At 41.0% G+C, this 15521-nt stretch carries 11 protein-coding genes; 2 read left to right on the top strand and 9 right to left on the bottom strand.

The window, feature by feature from the left end; genetic code table 11:
• Window positions 1-58: 58 nt before the first annotated feature.
• The 5 genes from HYB91_RS02740 to HYB91_RS02720 all read right to left on the bottom strand — a co-directional run bounded on the left by HYB91_RS02740 (window position 59) and on the right by HYB91_RS02720 (window position 6553).
• Window positions 59-460, bottom strand: coding sequence for a ParB N-terminal domain-containing protein (locus tag HYB91_RS02740; protein WP_002668053.1), 402 nt, complete (start codon window positions 458-460; stop codon window positions 59-61).
• 22 nt (window positions 461-482) lie between these two features.
• Window positions 483-2030, bottom strand: coding sequence for a hypothetical protein (locus tag HYB91_RS02735; RefSeq protein WP_002675631.1), 1548 nt, complete (start codon window positions 2028-2030; stop codon window positions 483-485).
• A 76-nt stretch (window positions 2031-2106) separates the two neighbouring features.
• Window positions 2107-3057, bottom strand: a complete 951-nt coding sequence (locus tag HYB91_RS02730) for a M23 family metallopeptidase (RefSeq protein WP_002675632.1) — start codon at window positions 3055-3057, stop codon at window positions 2107-2109.
• A gap of 21 nt (window positions 3058-3078) precedes the next feature.
• The gene (recJ, locus tag HYB91_RS02725; protein ID WP_002675633.1) at window positions 3079-5202 is read right to left on the bottom strand and encodes a single-stranded-DNA-specific exonuclease RecJ; all 2124 of its coding nucleotides are present in this window, start codon (window positions 5200-5202) and stop codon (window positions 3079-3081) included.
• A 19-nt stretch (window positions 5203-5221) separates the two neighbouring features.
• Complete coding sequence (locus HYB91_RS02720) at window positions 5222-6553, bottom strand: thymidine phosphorylase (RefSeq protein ID WP_002675635.1); 1332 nt, start codon at window positions 6551-6553, stop codon at window positions 5222-5224.
• 161 nt (window positions 6554-6714) lie between these two features.
• Here HYB91_RS02720 and HYB91_RS02715 point away from each other — a divergent pair, with 161 nt between their 5' ends.
• Window positions 6715-8133 (top strand): PALP domain-containing protein, encoded by a 1419-nt coding sequence (locus tag HYB91_RS02715; RefSeq protein WP_002675636.1) that lies wholly within the window; start codon window positions 6715-6717, stop codon window positions 8131-8133.
• 33 nt (window positions 8134-8166) lie between these two features.
• Here the strand turns inward: HYB91_RS02715 and HYB91_RS02710 are convergent, their stop codons facing one another.
• Both HYB91_RS02710 and HYB91_RS02705 read right to left on the bottom strand, forming a co-directional pair.
• Window positions 8167-8673 carry a deoxycytidylate deaminase gene (locus tag HYB91_RS02710; RefSeq protein WP_002675637.1) on the bottom strand — a complete coding sequence of 169 codons (507 nt, stop codon included), beginning with the start codon at window positions 8671-8673 and terminating at the stop codon, window positions 8167-8169.
• Window positions 8674-8757: 84 nt separating this feature from the next.
• Window positions 8758-9945, bottom strand: a complete 1188-nt coding sequence (locus HYB91_RS02705; protein WP_002675638.1) for a glycine C-acetyltransferase — start codon at window positions 9943-9945, stop codon at window positions 8758-8760.
• Between the two features lie 138 nt (window positions 9946-10083).
• Between HYB91_RS02705 and HYB91_RS02700 the strand changes: the two genes are divergently transcribed.
• Window positions 10084-10794 carry an RluA family pseudouridine synthase gene (locus tag HYB91_RS02700; RefSeq protein WP_002675639.1) on the top strand — a complete coding sequence of 237 codons (711 nt, stop codon included), beginning with the start codon at window positions 10084-10086 and terminating at the stop codon, window positions 10792-10794.
• A 405-nt stretch (window positions 10795-11199) separates the two neighbouring features.
• Here the strand turns inward: HYB91_RS02700 and nifJ are convergent, their stop codons facing one another.
• Window positions 11200-14805 carry a pyruvate:ferredoxin (flavodoxin) oxidoreductase gene (gene nifJ, locus HYB91_RS02695; RefSeq protein ID WP_002675641.1) on the bottom strand — a complete coding sequence of 1202 codons (3606 nt, stop codon included), beginning with the start codon at window positions 14803-14805 and terminating at the stop codon, window positions 11200-11202.
• Window positions 14774-15478 carry an aspartate/glutamate racemase family protein gene (locus HYB91_RS02690; RefSeq protein ID WP_002675642.1) on the bottom strand — a complete coding sequence of 235 codons (705 nt, stop codon included), beginning with the start codon at window positions 15476-15478 and terminating at the stop codon, window positions 14774-14776. Before HYB91_RS02690 ends, nifJ begins: the two co-directional genes overlap by 32 nt.
• Window positions 15479-15521 lie beyond the last annotated feature (43 nt).

The following is a 15521-nucleotide window of genomic DNA, read 5'->3' as shown; positions in this document are numbered from 1 at the left end:
TGATTTTGATAAAACGGGCTTGATGTTTTAAAAAAACGTTTTCCTATAAAAATTAAACTTAAGCCGATTCCTTTTTTTTGCCGAAAAGCCGCTTAAAAAAGGCTTTTATTGAACGCCAGATCCTTACAAAAAATCCCGGATTTTTTAAGCGATTAAGACGCGTAAAAGCATTTAAAAGCTCCTCATTAGAAAACTGCTGTCTTTGCACATTTTCTTCAATCTCGATATCGAGAGCAAGGCTTTCATCCTCTACGGAAAGGACTCTGGCTTCTATGGTTTTCCAACCCAATTTTTTTGCCGCTTCCAATCTCCGTTGGCCGGCTATAAGCACTTTATTTTGATCTACAATAATCGGATTTAAAAGCCCCACACGGTTTAGACTCTCTGCCAGCTCTTCAATTTCTATAAATTCTTTTCTGGCCCTTTGCCTTACTTTTATTTTCTCTATAGGAATCTGCATAAGCCCCCCATGATCAAAGGATTTATTTTCCATACTCCTTTGACAGATTTTCCAACTGCATCATAAACTCATCTTTGGTTTTTGTCCAGTCCTCGGAGCTCATTTCAAGCACATTCACCCTGTCTTTAGGCATTTCTATCTTCTTTATAATCTTGTTAGTGATAACCATTTTTGAGTCAAGTTCAACGTCAAGCCTTCCTCCGCCCATTTCTTTAGAAGAATTTAAGCTTATTTTATCAATACCAAATTCCACAGTATCCGGACTCTTCTTATTAAAGCTGCCGGAAAGATTCATTTCCATTATTTCCATCCTATTACCGTCATAGCCGTCATCCGAATATACGGGAACCATTTTTGGGAAAGCAAAATTCATTGAAGCTTTAAAATTATCCGACTGCTTTGTTTTATCTATCAGTATAGCATAATTTAGAGCTCCGAGTGTCAAATCTTCACTCATCGAATCATTAGCAGTAAGCCACATATTTATCATAAAATCGGCTTTATTTTCGTTTGATTCCCCCCTGCTTGTAAATGTGATAGTATGGGAAGAAGAATCTACACCACTAAAAAGTTCTATACTTGCAATTAAATTATTAAAAACATAATTATAGTCTTCAATTTCATAGCTTAATTTAAGCAATGGTTTATCTGCTACAAAAACCGTAACCATATCTTTTGAAATTAAGCCGTCTTTTACGCCTATTTCTTCGGTAATGCGGAAACCATCAGGGATAGTCATTTTTTCAGGTGAAATATTTTCTGAAAACTTATCCATCATTTCTTTTGTAAGAACATCTTCATACATGCTCAACATTAATTTTAAGCGGTTATCGTTTTTTAAGGCATACCAAATAAGAGAAGGGATTTGTTTTAGCTGTTCATTGTTAAAAGTAATTTCATATCCCGAATCGGTCTTTTTTATATCGGCTTTCTTATAAAGAGCTTTTTCGGCATTTAAATATCTTTTTTGGGAATGCCTGTCAAGCTGCATCGTCATCATATTTTTCATTTCATTATAGGAAAAATCCATATTAAAAAATGAAAGGAAATTTTTAGGAGAAATCAAAGCTAAAAATTTACCTATACCGTTTGACGGCAGATAAAATGTAGTGTCCTTTAAAAAAAGGCTGGCTGCTTCAATATTTTTATCGCCAAATTTCATGATAAAAATAGGAATATCGGACATTCCGGAAGCAGGACCCTTAATACCGTAAGAATAAAAAAGGGCTTTTTCTTTTTGGTCATTGATAAAAGTAAAATTCAAACCGATGTTGTTTTTTATAAGATTCTCAATACCTGCCGTATTCAAAGGATTCTTATCAGAATCGGGGCTCTTAATGGTATTTTTAAACTCCTTAATCCGGGCATCAAATGTAATCGAACCGTTTTTTTCTATATCTCCGTCCATAAAATATTCGTTTGAAAATTCGGTAATAGATTTTGCGGCCTTTTCCCTCGATGCTTTTTTTAAGGCGATAATATCTTTTTCATCCTTATTTCCGCAAGAAATAAGAAATCCGGCAAGGATGCCGATAACGGTGAATAAAATAAAAGATTTAAAATTTTTCATATAGTACCTCACAAGAAACAGTATAAAGGATTAGAGTCTCTTTGTCAATACTATGTAGCTATATAACCATAAAACCCTAAAATAATTCTTTTTTTAAAAGAAGTTCGGGATCTGCAGGAATTTCATTTATACGCAGCTCCCAATGAAGGTGGGGGCCTGTCGAAAAACCCGTTGTTCCTATATCTGCAATTTTTTCTCCTTGTTTTACCAAAGAACCTTCTTTTACGTGAATTTTATTTAGATGATAATAAATGGTGTAAACAGCAGGAGCATGTTCTATTACAAGGGTCCAGCCCGTTACTATCCTGTTTTCGGCAAGCACAACTTTTCCCGTTCCGGGAGCAAAGATCGGCGTTCCTATTGGAGAAGGATAATCGATTCCCCAGTGACGGCTTACCGAAGTTTTTCCGTCAGGGTATTTTGAAGTGCGCTTTTCGGCAAAAGTTGAGCTTATTCTTTTTGCATCAAAAGGCATTACAAAGGGACCCTTAAAATAAAGGCTCTCAAGGTTTTGCACCTTTAAAACTTCTGCAAACCTGTTTCGTTGTTCGGTTTTTTTAGGACTTTTATCTCTTAAAATTTGTGAATTTTTTTTGCTCAATTTCATTACATACTCTTCAAATTCTCTTTCTAAAACTTCAAAGCCCCTATCTTCCTCAAATAAAGCTCCGTCAATTATAAGATGAGTCCGAATTTTCCATTTGCCGCTCTTCCACCAAACGGCAACAGCCGCAATTGCAGCCCATTCTTTTTCCGTCTTATCAAGAGGAAAAGCATTGATGGTTTGAACTTTTTTTTCCGATGTGTCATAAATAGTAATCCATGCTTTTTCTATTTTGCGTGCAACCTTAAATTTTACGTTAAAAAAAGAACCCAAATCTCCGCTCTCCGGCAGCGAAATAATATATAGAGCTTTTTCCGATTTGCCGTTTTGTTCAATATCGGAAACTTCCTTCTTTCCCGATGGATGGAGTGCAAATAAAAAACAAAAAAACAATAATACTTGAAAACTTCTTTTTTTTAACATTTTAATAATCCTTTAGTTCACCTAATCTATTTTTTTTAAATCCTTGATAACCATTTTAGGAGTAACCGTACCGTTAAAATAGTTTTTCGATACATTGAATACTATGTCGGCATAGTCCCCAACCTTAAACTCCGTTCCCAGTTTTTCGGCAGCCTTCCAATAAAGAGCATTCCATTTATATTTCCCGCACTCCAAGTTAAAGCGCAAATGAAGGGGCTCGGCCTTGCCTATAATGTTTGCATTTAAAATTTTTACCCGCTTTGTCATAAAGGTCAAAGCCGGAGAATTACATCCGTAAGGCTCAAATTTATCGACTAAATTTAAGATTTCGGGTTTTAAATAATCATGAGGAAGCTCGGCATCGATTGTAAGAGTTTCGGAATCTGCATCATTTTCAAATTCCATTGACCCGGAAAATTGTTTTAAACTTTCCAAAAACTTCGTAAGCTTTTCCTGCTCGATGCCGAAACCTGCCGCAAAATCATGTCCGCCGTAGTCCAAAAAAAGCTCGCTATAGGGTTCAAGGAAGTCCAAAAGACGGAAGCCCCTCGCCGACCTTATCGAGGCAACGGCACTGCCGTCAGGCATCAGGCAGATAGCAAGGGCCGGCAGCTTAAAGTATTCTGCCAACTTTCCTGCAAGAATTCCGGTAATTCCGCGATGAAATTCCGCACTGACGGCAACTACCAATTTTTCGTTATATTCCTTTAAGCTTTCAATCGCAAGAGGCAGGGCAATTTCCCAAGCCTTGGAACCAAGAGCCCTTCTGTCCTCATTCATTTGAAATATTTCTTGGGCCTTAGCCGTTCTTTCACCCGAATCTTGAGCAAGAAAAAGCTCGATAGCCGTTTCGGGTCTACCCATTCTGCCGGAGGCATTTACCAATGGCGAGATATTCCACGCTATCTCTTCGGTGCCTATGGGAGCCCCTAAAAGTTTTTGCATAGCCATCAGGTCTACAAGACCGAGGCGGGGCTTTTTGTTTATTTCTTTTAAGCCTTGTTTTACTATTATACGGTTTTCTCCGGTTAATTCCATGAGGTCTGCAAGGGTAGAAAGGGCAACCAGCTGAATTTCGGAAGCCTCTCTTTTTCCGTAAAAATTGTTTTTTTGCTGAACAAAGGTTATAAAGATATTTTTAAAGGTTTCAAGCTCCGACTGGGCATCTTCATAATATTTTCCGATTGTCGAAAATTCTTTTAAGCGCAAAAGGCTCATATCTCCCATTTGCGGAAATTGTTTTGCAACCTCGGGCTGAAAATCAAAAAAGTTAAATTCGATTCCGTTTCCGAAGATGGTTTTAAGCTGTTTTTTTTGTAATGGAGCATCCCATACGAATATTTGCTGCCCGTTTAAAAAAGAGCCAAGCCTTGTTTCCGAAAAAGAAAGCATTCCCGGAACTATGGTTTCGGTAATTTTTCCGATTTGAACCATATTTACAAGTTTTACGGCTTCTATCGAGTAAGCGTCATTTACAGGCCTTACATTTAAAAGGGAAACTTGCTGTTTATAAAATGGCTGCATTCCGAAACGGAGGGCGGTGATAAGTTTCCATGCCGTAGCACAACCCGATAGATTTTCGTGGGGATAGCCCGAATCGGGCATCTTACAGTTTATTATGACGGCTGCCTCAGGTAAGCTCTCCTGAGGGGTATGGTGGTCAACTACTATTACATCGATACCTAAACTATTGGCTTTTTCAATTTCCTTAAAATTGGAAATACCGCAGTCCACCGTTATGATAAGAGTGCCGTCATTTGCAGCGTGCTTTTCTACGGCTTCCACGGAAAGCCCGTAGCTCTCATCTCCGGTAGGAATACGCCATGACACGTCAAGCCCCATATCCTTTAAGGCTTCATAAAGAAGGGTCGTACTTGTAATGCCGTCCACATCTCTGTCGCCGAAAATTAAAACCTTCTCCCCTTCTTCTTTTGCATCCAAGATACGGTCTACGGCATCTTCCATGTTTTTAAATAGGAAGGGACTGTGAAGATAGCGCATATCGTCTTCCAAATAGAATAAAATATCCTTCCCTTCAATAATTCCGCGGCGTACCAATATTGCCGAAGTCAGGGGATCACATCCGTATTTTCTTTTTATCTCGTTTACAAGTTCGGGGCCTATTTCTTTTTTTTGCCAGTCCATTTTTTTCTCCGCATTGGATTTAAAGTTCTTCTTGTTTGATAATTTTAAAAATAAGCTTATCTTTTTGCGGAGCCTTATCGGAATATTCTATAGCGTTTTTCAATAAGGGCATTGAAGCGGAAACCGAAGCCGAATCCTTTCCGTAGACCCTCATTATAAGGTCTCCTTTTTTTACGGAATCGCCCTTGTGTTTTAAAATTTCAACTCCGGCATCGGGGCATACGGGATCGGTGGTTTTATTTCTTCCGACTCCAAGGTTTACACCGGACATACCGACCTCAAAAGCATTAATGCTCTCGATAAAGCCGTCCCTTTCTGCCTTCAATTCTTCAAAAAATTTGCTGCGGCGGGTTTTATATTCCGCCATAAGGGTCTTGGGATTGCCTCCCTGAAGTTCTATATTTTTTATAAAAAGATCCAAGGCCTTGCCTGAGCTTACGGCTTCTTTTGCAAGAAAAAGCCCCTCTTCTTCCGTCTTAGCCTTGCCTCCCAGAACGAGCATATGAGCGGCCAGCTGCAAGGTAAGCTCAGTGCTGTCCGCGGGGCCTTGTCCTTTTAAAATATCTATCGTTTCTTCTATTTCCAAAAAGTTTCCGGCCATCGTGCCGAGAGGTTCATTCATATCGGTTATAAGAGCCCTAGCCTTTTTTCCCATAGCTTTAGCCGTACCTACAAGGCTTACCGCCAAGGCCTCTGCATCGCTCAAGGTTTTCATAAAGGCACCCTTTCCGCATTTTACATCGAAAACGAGAGCTTCGGAACCTTCTGCAACTTTTTTTGAAAGGATACTTGAAGTTATAAGAGGAACCGATTCGACTGTGGCCGTAACATCCCGCATCGCATATAGGAGGCGGTCTGCCGGTACAATTTCCTTTGTCTGCCCCGTCATGGCAAAGCCTGTTTTTTCTATAAAATTCCTAAATTCGGCTTCGGTCAAGTCGGTGCGGTAGCCCGTAACTGCCTCAAGCTTATCGAGAGTTCCTCCCGTGTGGCCAAGTGCTCGGCCGCTCATCATAGGAACCTTAATACCGTTTGCCGCAACAATGGGAGCAAGAGGAAGCGAGAGCTTATCCCCTACCCCTCCGGTAGAATGTTTATCGACAAATGGGCCTTCAAGGCTTGAAAGGTCCATCACCTTCCCGGAATGAAGCATAACATCCGTAAGAATAGCAGTTTCCTCAAAGGTCATTCCGTTAAAATACACGGCCATAAGCCATGCCGAAATCTGATATTCGGGAATTTCGCCCTTTACATAAGAATTTACAATAAATTCTATCTCTTCGCGGTTTAAGGGTTCTATAGACTGCCCCTTTATTCCGCGTTTTTTCATAATAATATCCGTTGCTCTCATGTGTTACCTCTCATTTTTGATATTAGTATGAAAGTACATAAATGTCAAGCCTAAAATTTGATTGATTAAAATTTGATTGAACTTGATAATTGACAATGAATGATTTATATTGTAGAATACAAAATGTGAAAAATCTATGTAAAACTTGTGGATAAGTAGTGATGAAATTTTATGATATAACAAATAAAAATGTTCAAGTTTCTTTTAAAGAAGCAGTGCTAAAAGGTTTTAATTCTGAAACGGGCGGAGTTTTTATGCCGGCGGAACTCGGAAAAATAAGTCCGGCAATGATTTATAAAAATCCTCCATCGTCTTTTAGGGATATATGTTTTGAAGTTATAAAAAGTTTTTGCGGCGATGAAATTCCCGAAAGCGAGCTAATGTCGATAATAGCTCAATTTTATCCTCACAGACTCCCGATAAACCCGATAGCACCTACAACATATATTTTAGAGCTTTTTCATGGGCCAACCTGTAACTATAAGGACATAGGAGCAGGCTTTTTAGCCTATCTTTTAGAGTACTTTAATAAAGATGAAGACGGAGATATTAACCTCATTGTACCGGCCTCCGGCGAAAGAGCTTGTGCCATTGCATCAGCCGTTTCCCAAGTGAAGAAAGTTAATGCCCTTCTTTTATACCCCAAGGATTCCTTAACCGAAATACAGGAAAACTTTCTTTCTTCAATGCCTAAAAATGTATATCCGATTTGTGTGGAAGGATCCTTTGAAGATTGTGAAAATCTTGTGGATAAAGCACTCAAAGATGAAGATTTACTGAAAAAACTAAAACTTGTTTCAGGAGGAGCCTTAAACATAGCGCCCCTTTTACCTCAAGTTGCTTTTTTTGTCTATGCAGCCTTAACCGTATTATACCGCAGCGATTACGATAACAAAATTGAAAATCCTTCAATCATAACTTCAATACCGTCAGGAAGTTTTTCGGCCCTTACGGCAGCCCTAATTGCAAAAAAAATGGGAACCCCGATCAAGGGTCTTATCTCGGCCGAAAATGAAAATCATGCTCTTTCGGATTGGCTCACAGCCGGAGATTTAAAAAAAAGAACGGCAATAAAAACCAATACGCCGGCTCTGGATATTCCTAATACAATCAACTTTAAACGAATGCTTCAAATTTACGATGTTGAAGAGCTTAGAAGACTTATAATTCCTTATTGGCTTGACGGTATGGGAACAATATCTTCCGTAAGAACATGTAATGAAAGAACAGGCTATATAATAGATCCTTACGGTGCTATGGCTTGGACAGCCTGGCAGGATGTCTATAATGGGGCATTGAATTCATTAAAGAGAAAAACATCAGAAAATGATGAAGACACGGGCATACCTTTAAAATATGCAAATATTGAAACATGGGCATCTTCAATTCACAGAAGCAGTATGGTGGGAATAGTTTTACAAACCTCTCATCCTGCAAAGTTCCCCGAAATTATGAAACCGGCTATAGGCAGGCCGCCGTCTTTACCCGATAAACTTGAAAGTTTACAATATCGGCTCTTAAAAGCGGTTAATATCCTGCCCGATTACTCAATGTTTAAAGAATGGGCTTTGTCTCACTAAAAAACAAAGCTTCAAACAAATCGCCGGTTTTCTCTATTGACCCTTGTATTCTTCTAAGGAGTCGGAAATATGCTCTAGGATTATACCGGCTTTTTTAAACATTTCGATTGTGTCGGCCGAGTCGTGATAGCGTTTTTCTGCTACGACTCTTACGATCCCGCAGTTTATGATTAGCATGGCGCAGGTTCGGCAAGGAGTCATCTTGCAGTAAAGAGTTGATCCGTCAATGCTTATGCCTCGCTTTGCTGCCTGGCAGATGGCGTTTTGTTCTGCATGGACGGTGCGGACACAGTGTTGGGTAATTGAGCCGTCCTCATGTTGAAGTTTTTTAAATTGGTGGCCGACATCATCGCAGTGAGGAAGACCGGTAGGAGCTCCTACATAGCCGGTAACAAGAATTTGGTGATCGCGCGCAATAACGCAGCCGGATCTTCCGCGGTCGCAGGTTGCCCGCTTTGCAATAGCCCGGCAAACATCCATAAAATATTCGTCCCAGGATGGGCGGCTATATTTTTCTTCGTTACTCTTTGTTTCTACCATAAACTAACTTCCTTATCTACAAAATTCAAAGAAAGCACCGGTTTGATATTTTCAAATCGGTGCTTTTTATCTTAAAAAACAGGATTAAATAATTCCCATTTCTTTGCCGACTTTTTCACAGATTTTTACAGCCCTGTCAAGCTGCTCTGTGGTGTGACCGGCAGTAACCATACATCGGACTCGGCCTGTTCCCTTGGGAACTGTGGGGAATACGATGGGGCCTGAGAATAAGCCGTTTTCAAAAAGCTTTTTCGAGAATTCCAAGGTCTTGGCTTCATCTCCGATAATAATCGGGGTAATCGGCGTTTCGCTGTGGCCGATATTGTAGCCGAGCTTTCCTAAGCCCTCTTTAAAGTGCTTGGCGTTTGCCCAAAGCTTGTCCGTATATTCCGTTGATTCCATGAGCATCTTAACGGCTTCAATAGCAGCTCCTACGGCTGCAGGAGGAAGACCGGTTGAGAATAAGAAGGGGCGACCTCTGTTTTTAAGCCAGTCGATAGTTACTTTTTTTCCTGCAACATAACCGCCTACAACACCGATAGCCTTTGAAAGGGTTCCCATTGCAACATCAACTCGGCCGTGAAGCTTAAAGTGGTCTACGGTTCCGCGTCCGCTTTCTCCTAAAACGCCGCTTGAGTGAGCATCGTCGACATATGTAAGACAATTATATTTTTCGGCAAGGGCAACGATTTCGGGGAGCTTAGCTATATCTCCGTCCATTGAGAAAACGCCGTCGGTTATAATCAAAACGTTGTTATAGTTATTTCTTTTTTCTTTTAAAACTCTTTCAAGGTCGGCCATATCGGAGTGCTGGAAGACTGCCTTATCGGCCTTTGAAAGGCGAGTACCGTCGATGATTGAAGCGTGGTTCAGCTGATCCGAAATGATTAAGTCACCCTTATCCGTAAGAGCCTGAATAACGCCAGCATTACAGTTAAAACCTGATTGGAAAGCCAAAACGGCTTCCTCTCTTTTAAATTCGGCTAAGAGTTTTTCCAAGTCATCATGTATCTTCATATTACCGATGATGGGCCGTACGGCTCCGGCTCCGGCTCCGTATTTTTCGATAGCCGCAATAGCGGCCTTTTTAAGCCTCGGATGATTTGCAAAGCCTAAATAGTTGTTGGATGAAAGGTTTATAACCTTTTTTCCGTTAATAATACATTCGGCATCGCTCGGCCCTTCAAGAGTAACAAGCTCTTTGTATAAACCCTGCTCTTTTAATTCTTGAACTTTTTTTTGTAAAAACTCCATATCATGGATATTCGACATAGTTTCCCCCTAATAAAATGTTTAAAATTCTTAAAGATTAAGTGGACTTTAAGACTGAGACATTATTTATCTTTTTAGCGATATTGTCAAGAGCCGTAAATTATTGTATAATCCGCCGACAAAACTTGGGATTTTAAAATGCACAATGAAGTAAGAATTTTATTTGAGGACAATTTTTTTGCAGTAGTTTTAAAAAACTGCGGGAACAATTCTCAAGTCTTTTTTAAAAAGGCCTTTAGCGAAAAAAAATATGCCGAGGCTGTAAACCGATTGGATAAACCTGTCAGCGGTTTAGTTCTTATAGCTTTTTCTCCTGCAATACACACAAAACTAAATAATCTTTTTAAAGAAAAAAAGGTAGAAAAAGAATATTGGGCAATCTGTAAAAAAAGAGAAGAACTAAAATCGGCGGCCGATTCGAAAATAAGCGACACAACTCCCGTTCTTTATAAAAAAGAATTTTGCGAAAACTATCTTGAATTCAATACCAAAATACAAAAAGCTTTTGTAACGGAATCAAGGCAAAGAGGAAAAAAGGCATCTCTTTATTGGCAGCTTGCAGGGATTGGCGACAACTATAATTTTTTACGCATATTCCCCGAAACAGGCCGCACCCATCAAATCCGTATTCAGCTTTCTCATTTGGGGATGCCCATAAAAGGAGACATCAAATACGGTTTTGAGCGCACCGAAAAATCCGGCGGGATCAGGCTCCACGCCCACTCCCTAAAATTCGAACATCCCGAAAGCAAAAAGCGAATAGAAATTTCCGCTCTCCCCTCCTCTCCCGACACTCTATGGTCAGCCTGCATCGAAGCCTGCTTAAAAGCAAAAGAGCTTGAAGATTAAAAACGAATAACAATCACACCGAAAACAACTGTCACCCAATTTTTAAATAGGCGAGGCGAGTACTAGGAACCGATAAAAATTAACCGCAGACGAGCTTTTGCACGTCGAGGATTAATTTTTATTTGAGCGACAACGTAATCGCCCGCATCCTGTAGGCTAATTTTTAAATATGCGAGGTGAGTACTAGGAGCCGATAAAAATTAACCGCAGGCGTGCTTTTTGCACGTCGAGGATTAATTTTTATTCGAGCGACAGCGTAATCGCCCGCCCACTGTAGGCCAATTTTTAAATAGGTGAGGCGAGTACTAGGAGCCGATAAAAATTAACCGCAGGCGTGCTTTTTGCACGTCGAGGATTAATTTTTATTCGAGCGACAACGTAATCGCCCGCATATTTAAAAATTAATTACTCAGCCATACTTTTATACCTATTATACCTCTCCTTAGCATCTTCCTCGGCACGCTTAAATAAGACTTCCGCAACATCGGGGAAGGTCTTTTTAAGTGAGGTGTAGCGGACTTCGGAATTGATGAAGTCTTGGAATGAAGCGTTCGGTTCCTTGCTGTCAAGCTGGAAGGGATTTTTGCCTTCGGCTTTTAAGCGGGGATCAAAGCGGTATAGGTGCCAATAGCCTGCTTCAACAGCCTTCTTCTCCTGCTCGACACTTCTGCTCATTCCTGAGCGGAGTCCGTGGTTGATACAGGGAGCATAACAGATAACGATTGAAGGTCCGTCATAGCTTTCGGCTTCTTTTACAGCCTTTACAAATTGGCTCATATTGGAACCTATGGCAACCTGAGCTACATAGACATAGCCGTAGGTCATAAGCATTGCACCCAAATCCTTTTTGCGGATTCGCTTTCCGCCTGCCGCAAATTTGGCAACAGCTGCCGTCGGCGTCGACTTTGAGGACTGACCTCCTGTATTGGAATAAACTTCCGTATCGAATACGAGGATATTAAAGTCTTCGCCCGAAGCCATTGTGTGATCAAGACCGCCGTAACCTATGTCATAGGCCCATCCGTCTCCTCCGAAGGACCAGACACTCTTTTTAACGATAAAGTCCTTCAGCTTGTAGATATATTCCAAGAGCCTGTCAGCTTCAATATTTCCCGTATTATATTTGAAGGTATGACTTTCGGGAACCGGAAGATAATCGGCGGCCTCGGTATTCTTTACAGCCGTATTTCTAGGCGGCTGATGAGCATCAAAGAGAGTCTTAATCTTATCGCATGTTAAGGTATTGGCTTCAACATCTTTTTTGTTTTCAATCCATTCTTTAAAGAGAGGAGTAAAATCGGTTCCGACATTGAGCTCAATAAATTTCTTCATATAGTCTTCGGCCTGTTCCCTCAACTTACGGGTACCGAGGGCCATTCCGTAGCCGTAGTTTGCATTGTCCTCAAAAAGGGAGCTTGCCCAAGTGGGACCCTTTCCTTTTTCGTTATAGGTAAAGCCGGCAGTGGGATACGAGCCGCCCCATATCGAAGAACAACCGGAAGCGTTTGCTATCATCATGCGGTCTCCGAAAAGACGGGTAACAAGGGTTGCATAGGCAGTTTCGCCGCAGCCTGCACAAGCTCCGTGGAATTCCAAGAGAGGCTGTTTAAACTGGCTTCCCTTAACGGAGAACTGATCCATAAGACCATGCTTTGTAGAAACATTATCAACTGCATAATCCCAGTTTTTGCTTTGAGCTTCTTCTTCGGCCAAGGGCTTCATAACGAGGGCCTTATTCTTTGCAGGACAAATATTTGCACAGTTTGAACAGCCCGTACAATCCATAACCGAAACCTGCATCCTGTACTCAAGCCCCTCAAGGCCTTTTCCGTTGGCCTTTATAGTTTCAAAGCCTTCAGGTTTAGCAGCCCTTTCTTTTTCATTAAGAAGGAAGGGGCGGATTGTAGCATGAGGACATACAAAAGAACACTGGTTACACTGAATACAATTTTCCTTTATCCAATGCGGAACTTCAACTGCAACACCCCGCTTTTCGTATCGGCTGGTACAGTTAGGCATTCGGCCGTCTTCAACACCTTTAAAGATGCTCACTCTTAGAGCATCGCCTTCCTGCCTGTTAATAGGAATAAGTACATTGCGTACATAGGGCGGAAGATGAGAATTGCAAATCTTTGAATCCTCCGAATTTGCCCAAGCAGCAGGAACGGCAACCTTGTGAAGAGAATTTACGCCCTTTTCTACTGCGGCATAGTTCATATTTACTATGTCTTCACCTTTTTTACCGTAATCCCTGACTATGGATTTTTTTAAGCTGTCAACGGCTTCTTCAATGGGAATAATTTCTGCAAGTTTAAAAAAGGCAGACTGCATAATCATATTGATTCTTCCGCCGAGACCGATTTCCTGAGCAATACCTGTAGCATTGATTGTATAAAATTTTATCTCATTTTTTGCAATAAAACGCTTCATTTCTCCGGGGAGGTTCGCTTCCAATTCTTCGTCAGACCATAGGCAGTTAAGCAGGAAGGTACCGCCTTTTTTTAAGCCCTTCAATAAATCATATTGATGAACATAGGACTGCTTTGAACAGGAAATAAAATCGGCATCGCTTATAAGATATGTGGATTTTATCGGCTGCTTTCCGAAGCGGAGGTGAGAAATGGTTACGCCTCCCGATTTTTTACTGTCATAAGCAAAATAGGCTTGGGCATACATACCGGTGCTGTCGCCGATAATCTTGATAGCACTCTTATTTGCTCCGACGGTTCCGTCAGAGCCGAAGCCCCAGAATTTACATCTGATTGTTCCTGCGGGTTCGGTCTTAATTTCCTCCAAAACGGGGAGACTCAAATTTGTTATATCGTCTTCGATTCCTACGGTAAAATTGTTTTTGGGAGCATCGGCTTTAAGATTGTCGAATACCGATTTTACCATTGAGGGAGTCGTATCCTTTGAAGCAAGCCCGTATCTTCCGCCAACTATTAAAGGTTTATTGGGCACATCAATGTATGCACCGAGTATGTCCAAATGGAGGGGTTCGTAAAGAGCCCCCTTCTCTTTTGTCCTATCAAGAACGGCAATCTTTTTAACCGTCTTGGGCATTACATCAAAAAGGTATTTGGGCGAGAAAGGACGGTAAAGTCTTACCTTTATAAGGCCAACCTTTTCTCCCTTGGAAACAAGATAGTCAACGGTTTCTTCGGCTGTATCGGTTATAGAACCCATAGCTATGATTACGCGTTCGGCATCGGGAGCTCCATGATAGTCGAAAGGCCGATAAGTTCTTCCCGTCAAGGCTGAAATCCGCTTCATATAATCGGCAACTATTTCTACAACATCGGTATAGAATTTATTGGAAGCTTCTGCCGCCTGAAAATAAACATCGGGGTTTTGGGCTGTTCCCTTGGTAAATGGATGCTCCGGATTCATTGCCGTGGTGCGCCAATCGTTTAAGGCCTTCCAATCAAGCATCTTTGCAAAGTCTTCATAGTCGATAAGCTCTACATTTTGAAGTTCATGGCTGGTTCTAAAGCCGTCAAAAAAGTGAAGGAAGGGGACTCGGCCCTTTATCGCTGCAAGGTGGGCAATACCGCCGAGGTCGATAATTTCCTGTACCGAACCTGAGGCGAGCATACCGAAACCCGTTTGGCGGCAAGCCATAACATCCTGATGATCGCCGAAAATAGAAAGGGCGTGAGCCGAAAGAGCTCTCGCCGACACATGTAAAACACCCGGTAAAAGCTCACCGGACATCTTGTACATGTTGGGTATCATAAGTAAAAGCCCCTGACTGGCCGTAAAGCTTGAAGCTAGGGCACCGGCAGAAAGGGCTCCGTGCATTGATCCCGCAGCTCCCGCCTCGGACTCCAGTTCCGAAACAAGAACGGTTTGGCCGAAAATGTTTTTTCTTCCGTTGGCTGCCCATGAGTCAACAAGCTCGGCCATATCTGAAGAGGGTGTAATCGGATAAATGGCGGCTACATCGGTAAAGGCATAGGCCACATAAGAAGCCGCATTATTACCGGTCATTGTTTGAGTTTTTTTTTGCATACTCTTTTTTCTCCTTGGTATGTAATATTGTTTCCAGCATTTTTTCTGCCGGGTCTATAATTCTAATTGAAGTGTGTTTTTGAAGCTCGTTTTTTATATATGGAAAATGGGTGCAGCCTAACATCAGGCTGTCTATTTTATAGTCGTTTATCTCAATATTTTCAAGATAGGACAAAAAACCTTTAAGGTTTAAAAGTTTTATTATTTCAGCCGGAGGAAGGCCATTTTCGATGAGCTGCACTATACTCATATTCCCTATGGGAATGGTATTTTTTTCTCGGTTATATTTTTGAATAATTTTGTCGATTGTATATGCAGCTAATCCGTTTGCAGCCAGGATAGCAATGTTTTTACAATCGTCAGCTAATTTTTTATATGTATCAAGCGGACTAAAAATTTGAATATTTAAAAGTCTTTGTATTTTTTCATAATCGATGGCAGAGCTTAAAGAATTGCAATATATAACAATAATATCCGCTCCCTTTTTTATAGCCTCATTCGAGTTTTTTATAAAAAGGTTTTCAAGGGCTTCTTGCGAAAAATATTGTAATTGTGACTGTTCCTCACAGGTGCTTGACATAGGAATTGCAAGAGCTTCTATGTCTCTTCTTTCCAGAAGTTCAACCCCCATTCGGGTATCCACCGTAGTTCCGGCAAATACGGCCGCTTTCAAAAACAAGATCCTCCATAATTTTTAATGAATGAGCACCTCTAAA

This window comes from Treponema sp. B152 (genome assembly GCF_024181665.1).
GTDB lineage: Bacteria > Spirochaetota > Spirochaetia > Treponematales > Treponemataceae > Treponema_B > Treponema_B denticola.
This window is presented reverse-complemented; position numbering and strand designations above follow the sequence as displayed.